This is a genomic window from Nocardia sp. NPDC004604 (assembly GCF_040609795.1).
Lineage (GTDB): Bacteria > Actinomycetota > Actinomycetes > Mycobacteriales > Mycobacteriaceae > Nocardia.
In genome coordinates this window covers 1-20025 of the sequence record NZ_JBEXLC010000069.1, presented here as the reverse complement: position 1 = coordinate 20025, position 20025 = coordinate 1, and the positions used below count along the sequence as shown (strand labels likewise).

Below are 20025 nucleotides of genomic sequence, written 5' to 3'. Positions count from 1 at the left end.
CTCAATGCTTGATCTGTTCGCGGAGGATGTCGCCGTGGCCGGAGTGACGCGCGAAGTCCTCGATCGTGAGCAGGTAGATAAACCGCAGGCTGACGTCGCCGACGCGGGGGTGTGTCCTGGTTTCGTCGAGGTCGAAGTCGGCGGCGATGACGCGGGAACGCTCACTGGCGCGCTCGAATTCGGCGATCACGTCGGCCAGGGTCTCGTTGTCATCGACGATGAAACTGGCGTCGCCCGGCGTTGTGCCCCCATCGCATTCGTTTTCGGGTAGACCCGCTAATACGTGCTGGAACCAGATCCGTTCGGCGACCGCGGCGTGCTTGAGCAATCCGATCGGGGTGGTCAGCGACGCAACAAGACGGCGGCGGGCGTCTGCTTCGGACAGACCGCGCACCGTGTTGATCAGTTCGGTCCGGTTGCGGTCGAGCATGCTCTCGAGCAAACGGCGTTCTGCGCCGGTGGTGATTGATGGTATCGACCATGTCATTGTCGGCTCGATTCTGTTGGTTCGGGTTGGATCTGGCTGTCGTACTTGTGGTTTCGGTGTCTCGGTGTCTCCTTCAGCAGGGCCGATGACCGCGTTGCGGTGCGGCAGGTGATCGACTTTCCGGCATCGTCAGCTGCCTGACGTAGGGCGGGTGATCTCTTCGTGCTGGGCGGCCAGGCGCGCGATGGCTTGTGCGCGGAAGTCGGTGAATTCGTCGATCGTGCCGCTGGCCTTGGCCAGTCGCTCGCTGAGTGCGTGGTTGTCGACCTCGAGTCGCAAGATCTGCGCGGCGCAGGCGTCCGGTATGTCGCCGGCCTGTTGCATTGCGCGCAGGCGTTGTTCGAATTCTACCCTGAGGTGAGTCGGTCGCCGTAGAAGGCGGTGCGGTCGACACCGGCTTCGGCGGTAAGGGTCTTGACATCGCAGCGCCCGGGCGGGATCTCGCCGCGCCGGAGTCGGTCGATGGCGGCGCGGATCGGATTCTCGTTCTGGAGACGTTGGGCGGCAGTAATTCTCATGTGTCGAACTCGTTGTCCATCTCGGGTGCTGCCGCTCTACGAACGGTGGCTGCCGCTCAGCGGAAATGCCATTGTCCTCTTCCCACTAACCAATGGTCGGTATGTACGGCAACTTGGCCGACCGCGAACGGAGCACGGCTCAGGTCTTCGTGAAGAAGTGTCCGGCTGATCAGGGCAGCGGTGCTCGGCCTACCAAGGCATTGATCTCGCGGAGAGCGTCCGCAGCCTGCCGGATGGCGTTTTCGGGCACGCCTGCCATGACGCGGGCATGTACGCGACCGGCGGCATGCACCGTCGTCTCGGCGAGTTGCCGACCGTCTGGAGTCAACTGGACCCAGCGGCTGCGACCGTCTCCCGGATTCTCCACGCGCTCGATATGCCCGGCGGCGCTGAGTCGTTGCAGCACATTGCTGATGCCGCCGGTGGTGAGAAACAGCGCCCGGCTCAACTCGCTCGGCTTCAGCCGGTGCGGCGGTCCCGCACGGAAAAGTGCTGCGAGCACATCGAATTCGGCGTAGGTGAGCCCGAATTCGGCCATCTCCGATCGCAGCGCCTGCTCGATCCGGCCGTTGAGCCGGGCGATGCGCTTGCTGAGCTCCAGACCGTCCTGGTGGGGGGCGATGTCGCGCAGCTCGGTGCCGCCCCGGCCGTCTCGGTCGAGGCACTGTTAGTGCTCACGGACGGGACCGGTGCCGCAGCATCGTGCGCGGGCCAGCCAGGTCGCGGTTGCTGTGGATTCGGTCTATCTGGATTCAGCGAGGACGAATCGGGTCCATGCCGCGGCCCGGTTGGAGTTGTGGTTGAAAACCTGCCCGGTGGTGAGGTCGATGGCGTAGACACTGCCCTCCGGGACCCCGCCGTTGAAGGTGCCGAACCATGCGGTCGGCCCGGATTGTGGTGTGTCGCAAGCCTGTACGTCGGTGAACGCATGTTCCGGGAAGGTGACCTCGGCGAGGTTGGCGGAGGTGAGGCCGGCCAGGGTGCCGCCGCCGGCGGCGGCTATCGCGGCTGCCTGGACCTGTGGCACGCAGTCGGTTATGACAAAGAAGCGACCGTCTTTGCTGGGGATTGTCGTCATCCGAGTACTCCGATCAGTGGCTACTGGACGGGCGGCTGGAAGCCGGGGATGTTGAGTTCCTGCCCAATAGCTGCGACGGCGTCGACGAGGGTGTGGCCGCCGAGTTGCGGCCAGCCCTGGCCTTGGATACCGAGCATCTGGATCCACTCGTCGCGGATGCGGCCGTCGGTGTCGCGGGGCAATGGCACCTGGGTTGGTCCCGACGGTGGCGCGAATCCGGCGAGGCCGAGGGTTTGGCCGACGGTGGCAACGCCGTCGACGAGGGTGTGGCCGGCCAGTTGCGGCCAGCCGTTGCCGCCGATGCCCATGAATTGAATCCACATGTCGGTCACCGGATCCGGCGCGACCTCCCCGACGCCGCATTGGTTGGCGAAGTCCTCCGGCGAGAATCCGTCGGCGGAGTTCATATCGCAGTTGCCGAAGGGCGGGGCGCCCTCGGGGAGACCGCCGCCGTAGCCCTGGCCGTCGGTGTACTGGTGGGCGATCTGGCGGGGCAGGTTGGGGTTGCTGCCGTAGCCGGCGCCGATCATGTTGAGCCCGTCCGGGCGCACCGGCCACATGCTGTTGAAGTCGGGCCGGTTGGCGTAGCCGATGACCCGGCGGGTCGAGCCCAGCCAGTCGGCCAGCCGCCAGTAGGCGCGGTTGATGCCGTCGGACTGGTCTCCGCCGGGATTGCCGCCCGATTCCACGTCGATCATGGAGATCATCTTCCGGTGCGGGCCGCCCGCCTCGCCGATCATGCTCTTGTGGGTGTCAGCGGTGTCGAGCCAGTTCGGTCGCCAGTAGAAGTAGACGATGAAGCAGGAGATTCGTCCGGAGTCGGCGGCGTCGGCGGCCCACGCATAGTTCGTGAAGAAGTTGTGGTCCCGGTACGTGCCGTCGTTGGATCTGAACGAAAAGATCTGATACGGGTAGGAGTCGTCGACTGGTACTTGGAACTCGGACACATCGGCGAAAAGGGAATCAACCATGACTACCCTCCGAGAAGGTCGACCGGACCCTTGGGGAGGACCGGAATTGACGTGGTAGCTACCGATTTTCCGGGGCCCCGGCCGCGACGTCAGCAGTAGTGCACTACTGTGACCGCGTCGTAATCGGCGATGCCACAACGAAGCCCGGCGGGCTAACGACCGCTGCCGCCCGCCACCACGGCGTGGATCCTCAGTTGGGTCGTGGTCGCCTGCGCGAGGCCGCATGCTGTCCCGGTGCGTTCGAGGTAGAACGATATGGTGTTGTCGGGCGGGTAGATTCGCAGCCCGGGCACCGACACCGGTTGGCATTGCTCGGGCGGAATATTGTGCACGTTGATCGCGTACACCAGCGCCGACGCCTGCCCACCGGACGCCAACTGGACCGGGCCGGACGAGGCACCGTCCCGCACGGCGGGCGCGCCGACGGGTGCGCTGTCCGGGCCGGTAGCGTAGGAGACACCCGGGAATCCTTCGAGGACGCACGGACCGGACCCGTTGTTGGTGAATACGATCGGGAAGGCGACAGTTCCAGCGGCTGCGGTTTCCGGTCCGAGACCGGTCGCAAGATCGGGCGTCCGACATTGCGGTGCAACGGCATCCGATGTAGGTGCGGTCGGCGGCTGCGAAACCAATTGCAGCGCCGAGCCCGCGCTGCTGGTCGTCCCCGGCGGGGTCGACTGTTCGGTGCCACAACCTGTGACGGTCGCCGCCGTAGCTGCGGTGAGCAGCCACCATGCCATCCGCCGTCTCCACACAGCACCTCACCGTACTCCGCGGGTGAACGAAAGCGCAGCGGAAATGCCATTGCCGCAACCGAATACGCCGCGAAAGGGAACCGCCCGGTGCGTCCGGAGTCGCCCGACCGTCTTTGCGCAATTTCCGCGTCGGTCGGGCGCTAGGGATTTGTCAGGGAGCCTTCTCGGCACAGCCGTCCGCGCTTTGTCGTCGACACCTCGGCCTGAGTGAATGTGGAGGACCGGTAGAGCAGTTCGATGTCGTGGCAGCGTCGGAGATTCGCGGCCGAACGGTGGCAGGTGATGTCCCGCACGGTCTTACGGGGCTGGTGTGGGAGGTGTCGAGCCGGATGCCCGACGCGATTGCGGTGTCCGACGAGCGTCGTGGGAAGGAATCGGATCCACCCGTCGACGGGCTGCTCGCGTTTGGTCGCGCGGGCGCGAACGGCCGTGCTGTACGGGCGCTACTTTTGCCGTCCGGTTCGGGTGGCCAGAAACACCGCGACGGTGATCAGCACGATAATGATCAGCAGGATCGCGGTGCCGATGGCGACCGCGGTGGTGCTGTAGGTGGGTAAATCCACCGATTGGGCGGCCCAAACTTCGGGTCGGCCGATGGCGTTCATGACCAGCCCCTCGGTAGCGGTGTTCGGGCATGTGGTCCGGCCATATGCCTTCCTGTGATTTCAGCGTAGATCGCCGGTCACCCACGGTCGCCGTCAAGATTTCGTGAAGAAACAGCTCGTATCGGTCGGTCTCGCTGGCTGGTCTTCATTCCCGGAGACCGTATCGGCATCCTCGGCGCCGCAGATGTACTTCGGCGGCAGCTCGATCACTCCCGCGATCTTCGTGTGCAAGATCAAACGCTCGCTACCAGCATCGGCGCCGACTCCGATGCCCCTATGGTCGCGGCAACCAGAGCAGGCGCCATCTCCGCCGCCAGGAAGCTCCGTGCCGAAGTCGTCCGCACGCTCACTCAGCTCGCGCATCCTTGTCGTGGTCCTGACCCAAGGACGGTCACACCGTGCCTCTGACGCCGACCGAGTGGGGAATCCTCGAGATGCTGGTGCGCAACCGTGGCAAGCTGGTGGGATGCACGGATCTGCCTCGACCGGGAACAGTCGTTCCGCTGGTGCGACCGCTCGAGGGCTTATTCGGCGCGCTCGTACAACGCCGTCCACACCGACAGGTTCGACAGGGACTCGATGGTGCGGGTACCTCGGTCTGTCAATCGGATCGCATCGGCCGAATCGAGCGAATGATCCCAGCTGCCTTGGCTATCGGCGGTGATGACCCCCTGCGAGGCGATCACTCGCAGCACGTGCGCCAGCGTGTTGCGGCGCACATGAATGAGTCTGGTCAGTTCGGCAGATGTGTGGGGCCTATTCGACAGGGCGTCGAGAATCTCCACGACGTAACGGCGGCTGACCAGCTCACGTAGCGTTGCAATGTCATCAGGTTGAGCGTTCATCGAGGCGACTGCCTCAGGGGAGTGCACATCAGCTATGGACGCTAGCGGCGTCTTCATTGCCGCAAATTCCTCTTGATGGGATCTTTCGCACCGCCGCATGACTTTTTACAGAATTCATACGTGGCTCCCTTCGCCGGGACTATGTCGGATTCGCACCGGCAACGGTTCGTGGGTGAGTATTGGTCAACATGACGATCCGGCCCGGCCTGCCGGCCCCGAGCGAATTTCAACCATGCCGCTGCGGGTTCTGCTCTCTGAGAAGAGAATCCATACTCGAATGGCCGAGCCGCCGCGGTCCTTGTCCGGGCGCGCGGCGGCTCCTTTCCCTCGACGGCCCACGCGGCTCAACGGTGGAAGCGTCGAAGATCGGTCAGCTCTGACCGAGCTTATGGCCGTGATTCGCTTTCTTCTTGCGGCGGGCGCGTTTCTTGCTGGCTCGTTTGGACAACGTTGCCTATCTCCTTACTAGGGGTGTTGAATGCTCTACGCGGCAGGCACGAGCCGATTGCTCCATGCCGCGAGCCGGGTCCGCGAGCGCGAATTGCGTACCAGTGCAGCCGCTTCCGTGAGTTCGGTGCCCTCGTAATAGCCGCTATTGACAACCGGCGTCGTCGGCGCGCTCAGTGCGATCAGCAACGACGCGGCCGCGTCGAGCGGCGCCGTTCGATGGCTGCGCAGCTGTGGAAGGTCGATCTCGAAGTCGGCAGGGGCCACGCTGACCGAGGTGAGTCCCGCGGGCCCGGTCTCGGCCAGAGACCGGCAGAACATCGTCAGGGCAAGCTTGGCCTGCGCGTATACCGCGAGCGGGGTGTAGATTCCGCGGTTGCGATCGAGGTCGGGGTATTCGATATTGCCGCCGATATGCAGCCTCGAGGTAACAGTGACCACCCGGCCGCGGACTGCCGCCAAAGCGGGAGCCATGGCCATGGTGAGGCGTTGCGGCGAGAGGTAGTCGGTCTGAAAGGTCAGTTCGTGCCTGTCCTCGGTATGAGTGCGCCGCTGCGGCGGCGCGATGGATGCGGTGTTGATCAGTGCATCCAGGCGGGGCAACTGCGCGGTGAGTGCGCGGCCGAGTTCGTCGACCTCGCTGAGGCGGGCGAAGTCGGCACACACCACGCGCACCTGGTTGGGCTGCGACACGGCCGAAAGCCGTTCAAATATCTCGTCGATGTGATCCTTCTGCAGGACGTGCGCGATGACGATGGCGCCGTCAGCGATGAGACGCTCGGCGACCGCGAAACCCAGGCGGTCATCGACACCGGTTACGAGCACGGTACGCGCGGTGGAGGAGTTTGCGGACATAGTTCTCCCGTTGGGTGAGTGCGCACTGGCCGCACCGCGAGGAACAGTGCGGAGACGCGCGGAAAGGGGTTCACGACCAGATGTCGCAGACGCATCGCATGAGCAGATGCTTTGCACGCTCAGCGGTGAAACCGCACTGAACAGACTTGCGGCTATGGGAATAGGACAGACCGGCTACACCGGACTCGGCGGTTCGTCCTCACTCCCGAAGCCGAACAGCTCCAGGGGGACGCCATGCGCTCCACGCGGTGCCGAGCAACGACAGCCGCGATGCGCATGGCGCGACAAGGGCCGAAAGTTGCAGTCACACCGTGATATAAACGCACCCCGCACATTGCGGACAAGCCCGCCGCACTCGCTTTGATGGATAATTAACAACCCGGTGGCGATGCCGGGCGATCATTTGCCGGATACGGCAGGTTCTGTATGGGGCCTGCGTCGGGGTTCGCCATAAAGCATTGCCGAGTAACGGAGTCCGCAGAGGACCAACGACGCCGCGCTGCTGCCGATGCGGGCCGCGTCCCACGGGCTGGGCGCAGTGAACGAAGCCGGGCCATCCGTAAGGATGGCCCGGCTTCGATATCGAGATCAGTTCATCCGCACCGGCTCTCGGTAGTGACTCGGCTGCGACTTCGGCCTGGTATCGGCGTGGCCCGGCCACCAGGCGCGGTGGCCGATCAGCGCGGTCAGCGCCGGGGTGAAGAACATCGCCATGACGAAGGCCGCGATCGCGATGCCTACCGAGATGGCGAAGCCCATCTGTGACAGTGTGGTGTTGCCCGCCAACATCATCGAGGCGAAGGTGCCTGCCAGGATGAGGCCCGCCGCGGCGATGGTCGGCCCGGTGTGGTGCAGGGCCAGGGCGGCGGCCCGCTTCGGCTCGTGGCCTTCACGTGCCTCCTCCCGCAACCGGGCGACCATCAGGATGTTGTAGTCGGTGCCGAGCGCGACCACGAACAGGTACATGATCACCGGCAGGGTGAAGACGAGCCCGGATTCGTGCTGCAGGTGCTGGAAAACCAGCACCGACGCACCCAGGGTGGCCGCGAAGCCCAGGAATACCGACGCCATCAGGTACCACGGCGCCACCAGACTGCGCAGCAGCAGCGCCAGCACGATCATGATCAGGATCGCCGCCACCGGGAACACGATTCGGTAGTCGTGGTTCATCGCGTCTTGGAAGTCGACGAATACCGAGGTAATGCCGCCGACCACCGCTGTAGTTCCGGGCGGTGCCGCCGCGTGGGCCGCGGTCCGCAGTGGACCCCGCACCGTATCGATCGCCTGGTCCGATTCGGGTGCGGACGTCAGTGTGACTTTGAAGTCGGCGACCGAATTGTCCTGCGACAGTGTCGGTTCCGAGACCTGGCCGACACCGTCAAGTCGAGTCAGCGCCGTGCGGTAGGACTCCAACTGGTCCTGGCTCAGCGAATTCGGCGACCGCAGCAACACATCCGAAGGCTGGGTGACACCGGCGGGCATGCCCTTGAGCAATTCCTTGCTGTAGACCACCGATTCGGACGCATTGGAGGTCGAGCCCGAGGTGAGGTCGAAGGTCGGGTTGAATCCGACGGCGAACACGCCGAGCACGGTCAGCAGGCCGCCGGCCCGCCACCGCGAACACCGCGGGCCGTCGGCCGAGCCCGCGGCCCAATCCGGCGAACACGGCCCCCTTCGGTGCGGTGCGCCATGCCTTCGATGGCCAGAACACCTTGGTGCCGAACAGTGAAACGATCGCCGGGACCAGAGTGAGCCCGGCCAGCAGCGCCACCGCCACCGCGATCGCCAGCGCCGGTCCGAGCGAGCGGAACAGGCCCAGGGTCGACAGCGTCAGCGCCATGAATGCGATGATCACCGCGCCGGCTGCAGAGGTGATCGCCTCACCGACCCGAGTGACGGCGCTGACCATCGCGGTCTTGGGATCCTCTCCGGCCCGCAGCCGCTCTCGGTAGCGGAACATCAGGAACAGGATGTAGTCGGTGCCGACCCCGTACAGCACCACCACCAGGATGGAACTGACCGAACTGTCGATCTTCAGGTCGAATGCCTCGCTCACCATGGCGATCAGACCATTGACGGCCAGGGAGATCGCGCCGATGACAACGATCGGCAGCAGCGCGATCACCGGGCTGCGGAAGATCAACAGCAGCAGCAGCAGAATCAGACCGACGGTTGCGAATCCGATGATGGCCAGGCCCTTGGTCGAGGACTCCTGTGCGTCGAGGTTCTGCGCGGCCGAGCCGGTGACGCCGACCTTCAGGCCGGTGTCGTGCACCTTGTCCTGCAATGCTTTACGCAGTGCCTTGACCGCGTCGCTTTGCCGGGTATCGCTGGGGTTGGTGACCTTGGTCATCTGCACCGCGGCGATCTGGATGAGCCGGTTGTCCGACGGCGGGACCGTCTGAATTCCGGTGACATCGCTCAGATGTGCCTGATTGAGCTGTTCGGCGATGGACTCGACGGCTGCCTCGTCGGCCGTGCTGAGCGGCCCGTCATCGGTTCGTTCGAACACCAGGATCGCGGCGGGCGCGGCGGAGTCGGGAAATGCCTTCTCCTGCAGCTCTGCCGCCTGGATCGATTCGTAATGCGAAGGCAGGAAGGAGGATTGGTCGGTGGTCGCGGTCAGTTTCGGAGCGGTCGCGACCACCGCGATGATGATCAGCACCCAGGTGCCGATCGTCCACCATGGACGGCGGACGACCAGCGAGCCCAGTCGTGCGAACATGATTAGGTCCTTTCGAGAATTGTTGCTGTCGGGAGCTGGCCTTCAGGGAATCGCCTGGCTGGCATCGGGTTTCGATGATCGGCGTGAAGGGTTGATCATCGGCGAACCGGCACAAACCGTTCGGCATGGAGTCGGTGAGGCGAACCTGCTGCCGAGGACGGGCAGCAGAATACGCGGCATGAGCAGGTTGCTCGTGGTGTTGACGCTTTGCTCACTTGGCCGAGCGGACGCCGGCCGAGAAAGAAGACATCACCGTGTCAGCGTCGGATCCGACCTGAATACCCCCGAATTGCCGTGGGCGCGTTAGGAAATCTTGCGGCGGTAAGTCCTGATGGCGAAGAAGTACGCGACGATGAGGATGCCGACACACCAGGCCAGGGCGGTCCAGATGCCGGAACCGACCGGCTGCTGTGCGAACAGGTCGCGGATGGTGTTGACGATCGAGGTCACCGGCTGGTGTTCGGCGAAGGCGCGCACCGGGCCGGGCATGGAATCGGTTGGCACGAATGCCGAGCTGATGAACGGCAGGAATATGAGCGGGTAGGAGAATGCGCCCGCACCGTCCGGGGTCTTCGCGGTGAGACCGGGGATGACGGCCAGCCACGTCAGCGCCATGGTGAACAGGAGCAGGATGCCGGCGACCGCGAGCCACGCCGCCAGTCCCGCACCGGAGCGGAAGCCCATGAGCAGGGCGACGAGCACGACGACCACGAGTGAGATCAGGTTGGCGACCAGCGAGGTCAGCACGTGCGCCCACAGGATGGACGACCGTGCGATCGGCATGGACTGGAATCGCTCGACGATGCCGTTCTTCATATCCATGAAGAGCCGGTATGCGGTGTAGGAGATGCCCGAGGCGATTGTCATGAGCAGAATGCCGGGCAGCAGGTAGGTCACATACGAATCCGACCCTGAGTCGATCGCGCCGCCGAACACGTAGACGAACAGCAGCATCATGGCGATCGGCGTGATCGCGGTAGTGATGATCGTGTCCACGCTGCGTGTGATGTGGCGCAGGGATCGTCCCAGCAGGTATCCGGTGTCTCCGAGGAAATGCGTGGTCATCGGTGTTCCTTACTCGTTGGAGCCGACACGGCGGAATCGCCCTTGCCGTTGTCACCGACGATGGCGAAGAAGACGTCCTCGAGGGTCGGCTGCTTCTCGACGTATTCGACCTTGGCGGGCGGGAGGAGTTGCTTGAGTTCGGCGAGGGTGCCGTTGACGATGATCCGACCCTCGTGCAGGATCGCGATCCGGTCGGCGAGCTGTTCGGCCTCGTCCAGATACTGCGTCGTGAGCAGCACCGTGGTGCCGTGCTCTGCGAGTTCCTTGACGGCCTGCCACACCTCGACGCGCGCCTGGGGGTCGAGCCCGGTCGTCGGCTCGTCGAGGAAGATGACCGGCGGATTCCCGATCAGGCTCATCGCGATATCGAGGCGACGGCGCATGCCACCCGAATACGTCGACACTTTCCGTGTGGCCGCGTCGGTCAGCGAGAAACGCTCGAGCAGGCCGTCCGCGATCGCGCCCGGGTTCGCGACGCGCCGCAAGTGCGCGATCAGCACGAGATTCTCACGCCCGCTGAGGATCTCGTCGACAGCTGCGAACTGCCCGGTGAGGCTGATGGACTCCCGCACCTGTGTCGGCTCAGTGGCGACGTCGAAGCCGTTGACGCCGGCCGTCCCCGCATCCGCCTTCAGCAGCGTGGACAGGATTTTCACGACCGTGGTCTTGCCCGCCCCGTTCGAGCCGAGCAATGCGAAAATGCTTCCCCGCGCCACCTCGAAGTCCACGCCGCGCAGCACATGGAGCTCCTTGTACGACTTCTCCAGACCTTGCACATGGATCGCCGGAGCCAGCTGTGTCGTCATCGAACGGCCTACCTTCCGGTTCCGGTGTCTTCGCCGGCGGCGCGCGCTATGGCGCGGAGCAGCCGTTCCCGTTCGCGGTTCTTCCACGAATCCTCTTGATAGTTCTGCGCGAACGCATCGATGAACTCGACGGGGTCCTCCCCGACGACCTCCTGGATCGGGGTTCGATCCGCCGCGCTCTGCTCGAACAGCTCGAGGAGGTCCTCGTATATCGACACGCCGCCCCCTGGACCCAAGACCAGCAGGTACCGCTCGAAAGCATCGACGGCCGTGCGATAGGACTCGGGAAGCTGTTTCGCGCGTGCCTTGTACTGCCGCCACCGCCGCTTCTCGCCGAGGTCGCCGATTACCTTTTCGATGAACATGGTTATTTGCCTCCTTCTTGGAGCTGTTCGAGCCGTTCGGAGAGGAAGCTCCAGGTCCTCCAGAACTCGTCGAGATATTCCTGTCCCTGCGCGTTGAGGGAATACACCTTGCGCGGCGGCCCCTTCTCCGACGGGATCTTCTCCACGTCGACCAGGCCCCTTTTCTCGATCCTGACCAGCAGGGCGTAGACGGTGCCCTCGGCGATGTCGGAGAAACCCTGCTCGCGCAGCCACGCCGTGATCTCGTAGCCGTACGCGGACCGCACAGCCAGGATCGCTAGGACGATGCCCTCGAGCGTGCCCTTGAGCATTTCCGTTATCTGCTTGCCCATGGACCACCTTCTTGTAGTACTCAGTGTCGCTGACTACTAGTAGATAGTAACACTGAATAGTGAAGACACAAGACTGCCAGTGGCGGCGGGAGATTCGGCCGGAGAAGTCGGGGTTCGGTAGTAATGGCGCACGGAACAGCTATGTTTCGGTCCGGAAGCCGACTCCGTTCCGAGGCGAGGACGGCACCACCTGCGTGCTCGGCTACGCCGCGACCAAGGCCGCATTGATCAGGTATGGCGCTCCCGGCCGCGCGCGAGTTCGCCGGTCACGGCGAACACTTTGCTTGCTCGGTCGGTGTAGCCACGAACATCGCCCTGGTAGCCGGTCGGCTACCAGGGCGAGGGCTACTGTCATCTACTTCGGTTCGCAGTGCGGTAGGCCCGGGTGCGTCGCCCATCGGTTCCTGAACGCTGTGCCTTCTTCCCGAATCTCCGCCGACTGGGCAAACCCGAAGAGTTCGCACCTCAACCTTCGACGGCGGGATACCGCCATCATCATGGCGACCTCAGACCAACCTCAGAACCATCGGGTGAGTTCCTCGGAGATCCGCCAGAGGCGCTCGGCATTGTCCGGGTCGAGTGCGTAGGGCGCGACCCCACCGGTGTGGCCGGCACGTTCACTGACCTGGGGGGCTGGAGCGCAGTCCTCGTAGTAGCGGCCCGTAACGCCCTCCACCTGAGGGCTGGCGGCGAGCAACACCGAGGTCGCGGCACCTTGCTCGACGGTCTTGACCGGCGGCAGCGCCAGTTCGGTCTGTTCGCCGAAGGCCTCGAGATCGCCGGGGCTCATATGTCGCGCGAGTGCGGTGCTGGCGACGTTGCCCGGCATGAGCGCATTAACAGTGATGCCGTCGTCGGCCCAGCGCTGTGCGGCGCCGACGGCGAACAAAATGTTGGCTGACTTGGACTGACCGTAGGACGTCCACCGGTCGTAGGGACGGAACCGGTAATGCAGGTCGTCGAAGACTACTGGGGAGAACAGGTGTCCGATCGAGGCGACGGACACCACTCGGGCACCATCGGCGTCGGCCAGCCACCGGTGCAGGCCGCTACCCAATGCGAAATGACCGAGATGGTTGGTAGCGAATTGCATTTCATACCCGGCCGGGGTGCGGGTCAGCTGTGGCAGGGCCATGACGCCTGCGTTGTTGACCAGGATGTGCAGTGGCCCGGCCCAGGCCTGCCCGAAATCGGCTACCGACACCGGGTCGGATAGATCCAGCCGGGCCGCGTACACCGCACCCGCCCCGGTCGGCAGCTTCTCGGCGATTTCGTCTGCGACTTTCCTACCGGCGTCGAGCTTTCGCACGGCCAGGGTGACCTCGGCGCCGGCCGAGGCCAGTGCACGGGCCGTTTCAGTGCCAATTCCCGAGCTCGCGCCGGTGACGATGGCACGCCGGCCATGAAGATCGACGTCGGCGACGATCTCGGCCGCTGTGGTCGTGGCGCCGTATGCGGTAGTGGACATCGTGAACTCCTTCCGTGTGGACCAGGTCAGTGGTTGCTTCGGCTTCCGTCCAGAACGCTGTCGCCATACGGTCCAATCGTCACCCACACCAGGGCCGCAGTCGATGAACAAGTCGCCGGATGGGCTCGCCCGCGTCGACGGCGGATCATCGGTCGTCGGGATCGAGGGCAAGGAAGGTGGCACCGGCGGCGGCGCCGGCGATGAGTTGGGCAGCGAGGTACACCCACAGCGTCGGCCACGTGAATATTCCCATCACGGCCGCGCCGATCGAGACCGCCGGATTGAACGCTCCGCCGGAGATCGCGCCGACCGCGAATGCCCCTGCCATCACGGTGAATCCGATCGCCAGCCCGTAGAACGAGTTGTCCGGATGGCTCTTGCTGGTCGCGACGTTGAGCACGACGTAGCACAGCGCGAAGGTGAACAGCAGCTCGACGACGAACGCGGCCCCGATGGTGTGGTGGTTGAGGGTCAGCAGCGTCGGGGCTGCGGGCTGCGCGGGATCCACGACAGCACGCACCAGCGCCGCGGCCAGTAGTCCGGCAACCAGCTGTACGATCCAGTATCGGACGGCATCGCGCGGGGTGATCCGATGCCGCAGCAGCACCGCCAGCGTCACCGCCGGGTTGTAGTGCCCACCGGACACGTGCCCGCCGGCGTAGATCATCACCATCAGCACCGCGCCGATTGCCAGTGGTGCGAGCGGGCTGCCGCTGCGGACGCTGGTTCCGACTGTGAAGACCAGGAAGAATGTCCCGATCAGCTCGACGACGTACTTCGCAGCGGTCCGGCGGGCAGCTGTCGCCCCATGTGGTTCAGCGGCGGTCTCTTCGAATGTGACCATGTCGCGACTCCTCGGATTGCCCTCTGGGACTTCCAGAGTCGCTGTCACGCGAGCTCGTGTCGTCGGTGCTGACATCCATCCGTGCTCCCCGCCAGTACCACTCTGTGGATGGCGGGTAGCTGTAATCGGCCCGGGTTGCGCTCGACACGCCCACGTCCGATGCACCCGAACAGACGGTCACCGCCCGGTGCGGTGATCACCGTCCTCGACCCGCGCTGATCCGATCCGTACCTCCGCCCCGGAGCAGATCACGGATGGCGTGGGACGACAGTTCCGATTTGGGCAGGAATCCCACAGCCGGGCTCTCCGCGATCATGTCGGCGAAGTCCTGCTGGGCGTGGGTGGAGATCAGAATCACCGGCACGCTCGGACCGAGCCGCTTGGCGAGTTCGAAACCGCTCTCCGCACCGAGATCGATGTCGGCCAGCACGACACCGGGCGCAAGTTCCTCGACGCGCCGCAGCGCCTCGGCGCCGCTGGACGCCACGCCGACGACCGAGATCCCCTGCTGTTCCAGCAGGTTGCGAGCGGCCTCGAGGAAGTGTCGGCTGTCGTCGACAATCAGGCAGCGCAACAGCCCAACGCGCGACATCATGACCGCAGTCTGCCCGAGTTGGTGACAGCTGTGCATTACCGCTACCCGGAAATCCCCGCACCACCGTGGTGTCTTGCCGTGCCCGAGCGGGGGCATGTCCAGCTACCGGGAAGGCCGGATTTCTGTTGGCGGGAATTGCCGATGGGCGCTGGCCACGGCGACAAGCGTCCGCCGGAGCACAACAGTAGGCACCAACACCCCTACGGAGATTCGGAGAGCGATATGAAGACAACCATTTTGGGAAGAAGCGGACTGCACGTTTCCCGAATTGCCTTCGGCACTTGGCAACTCGGCGGCGAGTGGGGCCGGTTCGACGAGGACGCCGCGATCACGGCCATCCGGCGCGCCCGCGATCTCGGTGTCAACTTCTTCGATACCGCGCAGGCGTACGGCTTCGGCGCGTCCGAACGGATCCTGGCCAGGGCGCTGGGCCGCGAACTCACAAGCGCCCGTGACGAACTCGTGATCGCTACGAAGGGCGGCCTGCGCCGAACCGATACCGGCCTGGTCCGCGACGCGAGCCCCGGCTGGTTGCGCAAGGGAGTGGACGCCAGCCTGGCGGCGCTCGGCGTCGACCACATCGACCTCTACCAGGTGCATTGGCCGGATCCGACCGTACCGGCCGCCGAGACGGCGGGCGCACTGGGCGACCTCGTCGCCGCGGGCAAGATCCGCCACATCGGGGTCTCGAACTACAGCCCGGCGCAGATTGCGGAATTCTCCGCCGTACTGCCGGTGGAGACGGTGCAACCGCCGTACCACCTGTTCCGGCGTGACGTCGAGGACGACCTGCTGCCGTACTGCCGGGTTCAGAACATCGGTGTGCTGATCTACGGGCCGTTGGCACATGGCTTGCTGACCGGAACGCTGCGTGAGGATACGACGTTCGCCGATGACGACTGGCGCAGCACGAGCCCCGACTTCACCGGCGAGGTCTACCAGCAAAATCTGACAGCCCTGCGGGGACTGGAGAAGTTTGCCGCCGACCGCAATATCACGGTCGGCCAATTGGCGATCGCCTGGACCTTGGCGAACCCTGCCGTGCACGTCGCGATCGTCGGCGCCCGGCGTGTCGACCATATCCAAGACAGCCTCGGCGCCGCGGATGTCGTGCTCGGCGATACCGATTTGGAGGAGATCGACAAGATCATGGTACGGGCCAGGCCGATTGCCGGGCCGTCTCCGGAGAGTGTGTGATCGCCGAGCGTCCGCGGAATGGCGGCTGCCGCCAGGGAGCATGGCGTTGACATCGCCTCGGTGGTCAACAGCGCGTACGCCGGACGACGAAGTCAGGTATGGCTCGGCCATAGCCGGATAGGCGCCGATGACCGGTCATCCGCATGGTGTGTGCTGCACGGCTACGATTGAGATCGAATTTCGAGGACCTCGTCCGAACTCATCGGCGATCGGTGTGAGCGCTGGGTCATGAAGTGGAAACGGTCTGGGGCGCGCGGATGGCCAGCATCCACGCCAGGTGCGATGTCCACATGCCGCCGTAGCGATACGGAATCCGTCTCCCTGCGTGCACGGTTGCTTGCGATGTCGATGCGTCCAGCGGCCCCGCCGCTGCTACTGGGGGTCGCGGTGGCTGCGTTGTGCATTGCGGCGGAGTCGGTTCTCATCATCTGGCTCGAGCATGTCGCCCCGGGCGACGCTTTCGGTGTCGTCTATCTGCTGGGCGTGCTGGTGGTCTCGACTGTATGGGGACTCGGGCTGGCGGTGGCGACATCGGTCGCCAGTGCCATTGCCTTCGACTATTTCCGCAACTGGCCCGCGGATTTCGTTCCGACTGCGGCCCAGAACGGCGTCGCCATCGCGGTCTTCCTCTGCGTGGCACTGCTGGCCAATACCCTTGCGGCACTGGCCCGATCGCATGCGGCCGAGGCAAATCGCCGCCGTCGGGCCGCCGATCTCATTTCCGAACAACAAGCCGCGTTGCGGCGGGTTGCCACTCTGGTCGCGCGCGGTGCGGCAGCGTCGGAGGTGTTCGCTGCGGTGGCGGAGGAGTCGGCCAGGTGTCTGGGCGTGGTCAACGCGGCCCTGCTCCGCTACGAACCCGATGGTTCGGGCAGGTTCGTCGCGGCACGCGACGAACCTGGATTGCCCAAGATGCCGGTCGGTGAGCGGCTCACGCTCGAGGGCGAGAACATCGCGGCGATGGTGCTGCACACCGGAGCCACCGCTCGGATGGACAGCCACGACCATGCGACCGGCTCGGCCGCCGCCCGCATCCGTGCGCTGGGTCTGCGCTCGGGGGTCGGAGCGCCGATCGTCGTCGACGGCCACCTGTGGGGCGCGATCGTCGCGGGATCGTCGCGCCGCGAGCCGCTGCCGTCCGACACCGAGCAACGCCTCGCCGAATTCGCGGACCTGGTCGCGACCGCGATCGCGAACGCCGAGGCCCGGGCCGAACTCACCGCATCGCGCGCCCGCATCGTCGCGGCTGCCGACGAGACACGGCGCCGCATCGAACGCGATCTGCACGATGGGGCACAACAGCGCCTCGTTTCGCTGGGACTCGCGCTCCGCACGGTAGAGGCGTCGGTGCCACCCGAGCTGACCACGCTCGAAGCGCAACTCTCCGACATAGTGCAGGGCCTGGTCGGCGTCTCGGACGAACTCCGCGAGATCTCACGCGGGATCCATCCGGCGATCCTGTCGAAAGGCGGACTCGGCCCGGCGCTCAAGGCACTCGCCCGCCGCTGCACGGTACCGGTCGATCTCGATCTCGACCTCGACCCGCGCCTACCAAAATCCACCGAAATAGCCGCGTATTACATTGCGGCAGAGGCACTGACGAACACGGCCAAACATGCGCAGGCCACCGAGGTGACCGTGCGCGCCAACACCGATGGCAACACGCTCCAACTCTCGATCCGCGACGACGGAATCGGCGGCGCCGACCCAGCCAAGGGATCCGGATTGATCGGTTTGCGAGACCGCATCGAAGCCCTCGGGGGCCGGATGGATATTGCCAGTCATGCCGGAGCGGGGACGTCGCTGCACGCCATGATCCCGTACACCGTCGCATGACTCGTTCTCAGCGGGCTTTCAGCGACGGTTGGCCACACTGACGGCCGGTGCCACTCGGTGGCCGGAATTCGAGGAGAACGGCTACGTCGACGATCAATGGTTTGCCCGCCCACATACTCCTGGTGCACGCCATCGTTGTGTTCGTGCCGCTGACCGCGCTGCTGTTGGTGCTGTCGGCCGTGTGGCCGGTGATCCGCCGGCGGATGATCTGGTTTGTCGTGGTGCTCGCCGCGGTCACCCTGGTGCTGACGCCGGTGACCACCGACGCGGGTGAATGGCTGGAGAAGCGGGTGGGGCGGTCGCCGGCGCTACATACCCACACCCACCTGGGCGACACTCTGCTCTACTTCGTGCTGCCCATGCTGGTGGCCACCGGGCTGCTGGTGGCCGTCCATCTCCGGGAGCGGCGCAGCAAGCCGGTGGCTCGCGCGGTGGTGGTCGCAGTTGCGGTCCTGGCCGTCGCCAGCGGCGTCGCGGCCACCGTGCAGGTGTATCGGATCGGGGATTCCGGCGCCCGGGCAACCTGGGGCGACCGTAACCAAACGGTGCAGACGCAGCCGACCTCGCGGTAGATCCTGGCAATGTCTGGTTTCGCTCCGGCTGCAAGCGCTGCTGGCACAGGCGCCGGTGCCACCCAACTGGATGGCCCAAGAACCAATTGGCCAGCGTCGTGTCCGCAAGGTTCGGCACGCGTCCGAGTGGATCCTCGGCAAGTACTCGGCGACGACTCGCCCGCGCTGACCCGAGAGCGCGTCATAGCGCTCGCTGATCATCAAATACTCAGTGCTGCAACAGGAATCGGCGTCTGCCTCGCGGCGCTACGCAACTCCCATCTCTGATCGAGGCGCGGTCGCACGGGACGGCTCTCAGTAGAAAGATGAACCGCAAACGGCTGCCGTCCAGGGCTGGCCGCAGTCGCCATACCAGCGGTGATCCCAGCCGCCGTGACCCCAGCCGCCGTGACCCCAGCCGCCATGAAAGCCGCTGCCGTGAAAGCCGCCGCCGTGACCGGCCGCCCCACCACGGGCGGCCACGACTCCCGGGGTGGCGATAACGGCCGCCGGAGCCGAAACGGGATCGGCTTGGGCCGTCGGCGCGGCTACGATAGCTATTGCTGCCGCTCCCACCGCCAACACCGGTGTGATGTAGTTTCTGATTCGCATGGTTGCGCTCCCTTCAATGGCCTGTATGGACACATTTAGAATCGCGCTCCAGCGAGCCCACGTCGCCACGGCTGACACCCATCCATGCTTCCCGCCAGCCGATATTCCTACCTGCATGCCACCAGCAACCGCGTTGCCGTGGGCAGGTCCCGCAGACTGTTCGGCTGACGGCCGCCCACATCAACAAGCTGATCGACTCGCTGGGCGACATGGCGGCAGTCCTCAACGCAGGCGCACTCCAGGACAACGCGGCGTAGCGGCGACTGCCCAGTGCTGGGTCGGTGCCGACCGTCGCCGGGTGGGTTGAAAGGTTCCCTCGGCCGTGATCGAATTGGAGCACGACGGGATGGTTGGTCGTGGCAGATGCTGGACTGCTTCGCGGTGTCGATCCGCAGGCTGCCACGGGGTAGACGGTGCTCACGACTCTCGAGAAACACCCGTTGTGTTTGTAGCTATTTCGGTCTCGACACGAGCACTGGACTTGTGCTCGCCGCCTGCACGCGGCCGGGTTGTCCGCGGTGCCGTATATGACACCGACCGACGACTTGGCTCACCAACTGCCTTCGGCGAGGTGGAGCCAGGTTCAGCCACCGATTACGCGGCCCACGACCGCCACGCCCGCCGACGACGCACAACGCTCCGATGGGGGCTGCGGCTCTATGTCTGTGGAAGAGGAGAAAGATGTCTGAGCCGAACTACACAACCGATGCCGCCGGAATTCCGGCACCGAGCGATGACCATTCCTTGACAGTTGGCCCGGATGGCCCGATCCTCCTGAACGACGCGTATCTGATCGAAAAGATGGCGGCGTTCAATCGTGAGCGCCTGCCGGAACGGCAACCGCATGCTAAAGGCGGCGGGGCGTTCGGCACGTTCGAAGTGACCCACGATGTCAGTGCCTACACCAAGGCCGCTGTGTTCCAGCCCGGCAAGCGAACGGAAGTGCTGGTGCGGTTTTCCGCGGTCGCCGGTGAACAGGGGTATCCCGACACCGTGCGGGATCTGCGTGGGTTCGCCGTGAGGTTCTACACCGAGCAGGGCAATTTCGATCTGGTCGGCAATAACACA

At 65.0% G+C, this 20025-nt stretch carries 25 protein-coding genes and 1 pseudogene; 5 read left to right on the top strand and 21 right to left on the bottom strand.

What is annotated here, in order from left to right; genetic code table 11:
* Position 1: 1 nt before the first annotated feature.
* The 9 genes from ABZW16_RS24265 to ABZW16_RS24225 form a co-directional block, all read right to left on the bottom strand.
* Positions 2-430, bottom strand: coding sequence for a DinB family protein (locus ABZW16_RS24265; RefSeq protein WP_354958277.1), 429 nt, complete (start codon positions 428-430; stop codon positions 2-4).
* Positions 431-616: 186 nt separating this feature from the next.
* The gene (locus ABZW16_RS24260; protein WP_354958276.1) at positions 617-811 is read right to left on the bottom strand and encodes a hypothetical protein; all 195 of its coding nucleotides are present in this window, start codon (positions 809-811) and stop codon (positions 617-619) included.
* Between the two features lie 23 nt (positions 812-834).
* A complete protein-coding gene (locus ABZW16_RS24255) occupies positions 835-1005 on the bottom strand; it encodes a hypothetical protein (protein WP_354958275.1) in 171 nt (56 codons plus the stop codon).
* A gap of 169 nt (positions 1006-1174) precedes the next feature.
* On the bottom strand, positions 1175-1543 hold the full coding sequence (locus ABZW16_RS24250; protein WP_354958274.1) for a MarR family transcriptional regulator: 369 nt from the start codon (positions 1541-1543) through the stop codon (positions 1175-1177).
* Positions 1544-1747: 204 nt separating this feature from the next.
* Positions 1748-2083 (bottom strand): hypothetical protein, encoded by a 336-nt coding sequence (locus ABZW16_RS24245; RefSeq protein ID WP_354958273.1) that lies wholly within the window; start codon positions 2081-2083, stop codon positions 1748-1750.
* Between the two features lie 20 nt (positions 2084-2103).
* Positions 2104-3054 carry a hypothetical protein gene (locus tag ABZW16_RS24240; RefSeq protein ID WP_354958272.1) on the bottom strand — a complete coding sequence of 317 codons (951 nt, stop codon included), beginning with the start codon at positions 3052-3054 and terminating at the stop codon, positions 2104-2106.
* A gap of 152 nt (positions 3055-3206) precedes the next feature.
* Positions 3207-3794, bottom strand: coding sequence for a DUF4232 domain-containing protein (locus tag ABZW16_RS24235; RefSeq protein WP_354958271.1), 588 nt, complete (start codon positions 3792-3794; stop codon positions 3207-3209).
* A 458-nt stretch (positions 3795-4252) separates the two neighbouring features.
* Positions 4253-4414, bottom strand: coding sequence for a hypothetical protein (locus ABZW16_RS24230; RefSeq protein ID WP_354958270.1), 162 nt, complete (start codon positions 4412-4414; stop codon positions 4253-4255).
* Positions 4415-4507: 93 nt separating this feature from the next.
* Positions 4508-4777, bottom strand: a complete 270-nt coding sequence (locus ABZW16_RS24225; RefSeq protein ID WP_354958269.1) for a hypothetical protein — start codon at positions 4775-4777, stop codon at positions 4508-4510.
* A 20-nt stretch (positions 4778-4797) separates the two neighbouring features.
* Here ABZW16_RS24225 and ABZW16_RS24220 point away from each other — a divergent pair.
* Positions 4798-4893 (top strand): annotated as a pseudogene (locus tag ABZW16_RS24220) (DNA-binding response regulator); the annotation flags it as partial.
* A 45-nt stretch (positions 4894-4938) separates the two neighbouring features.
* On the opposite strand, the gene ABZW16_RS24215 reads toward ABZW16_RS24220, so the two are convergent.
* From ABZW16_RS24215 to ABZW16_RS24165, 11 genes are all read right to left on the bottom strand, one after another.
* Positions 4939-5316 (bottom strand): helix-turn-helix domain-containing protein, encoded by a 378-nt coding sequence (locus ABZW16_RS24215; RefSeq protein WP_354958268.1) that lies wholly within the window; start codon positions 5314-5316, stop codon positions 4939-4941.
* 426 nt (positions 5317-5742) lie between these two features.
* Positions 5743-6561: an SDR family NAD(P)-dependent oxidoreductase gene (locus tag ABZW16_RS24210; protein WP_354958267.1), complete on the bottom strand. Its 819-nt coding sequence runs from the start codon at positions 6559-6561 to the stop codon at positions 5743-5745.
* Between the two features lie 588 nt (positions 6562-7149).
* A complete protein-coding gene (locus ABZW16_RS24205) occupies positions 7150-8013 on the bottom strand; it encodes an MMPL family transporter (protein WP_354958266.1) in 864 nt (287 codons plus the stop codon).
* Positions 7940-9286 carry an MMPL family transporter gene (locus ABZW16_RS24200; RefSeq protein WP_354958265.1) on the bottom strand — a complete coding sequence of 449 codons (1347 nt, stop codon included), beginning with the start codon at positions 9284-9286 and terminating at the stop codon, positions 7940-7942. The genes ABZW16_RS24205 and ABZW16_RS24200 overlap by 74 nt, the downstream gene beginning before the upstream one ends.
* A 303-nt stretch (positions 9287-9589) precedes the next feature.
* Entirely contained in the window at positions 9590-10351 is a 762-nt protein-coding gene (locus ABZW16_RS24195; RefSeq protein ID WP_354958264.1) for an ABC transporter permease, read from the bottom strand.
* The gene (locus tag ABZW16_RS24190; protein ID WP_354958263.1) at positions 10348-11157 is read right to left on the bottom strand and encodes an ATP-binding cassette domain-containing protein; all 810 of its coding nucleotides are present in this window, start codon (positions 11155-11157) and stop codon (positions 10348-10350) included. Before ABZW16_RS24190 ends, ABZW16_RS24195 begins: the two co-directional genes overlap by 4 nt.
* 8 nt (positions 11158-11165) lie before the next feature.
* Positions 11166-11522: a DUF1048 domain-containing protein gene (locus ABZW16_RS24185; protein WP_354958262.1), complete on the bottom strand. Its 357-nt coding sequence runs from the start codon at positions 11520-11522 to the stop codon at positions 11166-11168.
* 2 nt (positions 11523-11524) lie between these two features.
* Positions 11525-11854, bottom strand: coding sequence for a PadR family transcriptional regulator (locus ABZW16_RS24180; protein WP_354958261.1), 330 nt, complete (start codon positions 11852-11854; stop codon positions 11525-11527).
* Between the two features lie 517 nt (positions 11855-12371).
* Positions 12372-13322, bottom strand: a complete 951-nt coding sequence (locus ABZW16_RS24175) for an SDR family NAD(P)-dependent oxidoreductase (RefSeq protein WP_354958259.1) — start codon at positions 13320-13322, stop codon at positions 12372-12374.
* A 145-nt stretch (positions 13323-13467) separates the two neighbouring features.
* Complete coding sequence (locus tag ABZW16_RS24170) at positions 13468-14166, bottom strand: aquaporin (RefSeq protein WP_354958257.1); 699 nt, start codon at positions 14164-14166, stop codon at positions 13468-13470.
* Between the two features lie 196 nt (positions 14167-14362).
* Positions 14363-14761, bottom strand: a complete 399-nt coding sequence (locus ABZW16_RS24165) for a response regulator transcription factor (RefSeq protein ID WP_354958256.1) — start codon at positions 14759-14761, stop codon at positions 14363-14365.
* 222 nt (positions 14762-14983) lie between these two features.
* Here ABZW16_RS24165 and ABZW16_RS24160 point away from each other — a divergent pair, with 222 nt between their 5' ends.
* The 3 genes from ABZW16_RS24160 (at position 14984) to ABZW16_RS24150 (ending at position 18366) form a co-directional block, all read left to right on the top strand.
* Positions 14984-15958 carry an aldo/keto reductase gene (locus ABZW16_RS24160; protein ID WP_354958254.1) on the top strand — a complete coding sequence of 325 codons (975 nt, stop codon included), beginning with the start codon at positions 14984-14986 and terminating at the stop codon, positions 15956-15958.
* A 342-nt stretch (positions 15959-16300) separates the two neighbouring features.
* Positions 16301-17794 (top strand): GAF domain-containing protein, encoded by a 1494-nt coding sequence (locus tag ABZW16_RS24155; RefSeq protein WP_354958253.1) that lies wholly within the window; start codon positions 16301-16303, stop codon positions 17792-17794.
* Between the two features lie 101 nt (positions 17795-17895).
* Positions 17896-18366: a DUF2231 domain-containing protein gene (locus ABZW16_RS24150; protein WP_354958252.1), complete on the top strand. Its 471-nt coding sequence runs from the start codon at positions 17896-17898 to the stop codon at positions 18364-18366.
* Between the two features lie 294 nt (positions 18367-18660).
* Here ABZW16_RS24150 and ABZW16_RS24145 read toward each other — a convergent pair whose 3' ends face one another.
* Positions 18661-18957: a hypothetical protein gene (locus ABZW16_RS24145; RefSeq protein WP_354958251.1), complete on the bottom strand. Its 297-nt coding sequence runs from the start codon at positions 18955-18957 to the stop codon at positions 18661-18663.
* A 681-nt stretch (positions 18958-19638) separates the two neighbouring features.
* On the opposite strand from ABZW16_RS24145, the gene ABZW16_RS24140 reads away from it, so the two are divergent.
* Positions 19639-20025, top strand: a 387-nt coding sequence (locus ABZW16_RS24140) for a catalase (RefSeq protein WP_354958296.1), incomplete at its 3' end; no start/stop codon positions are given.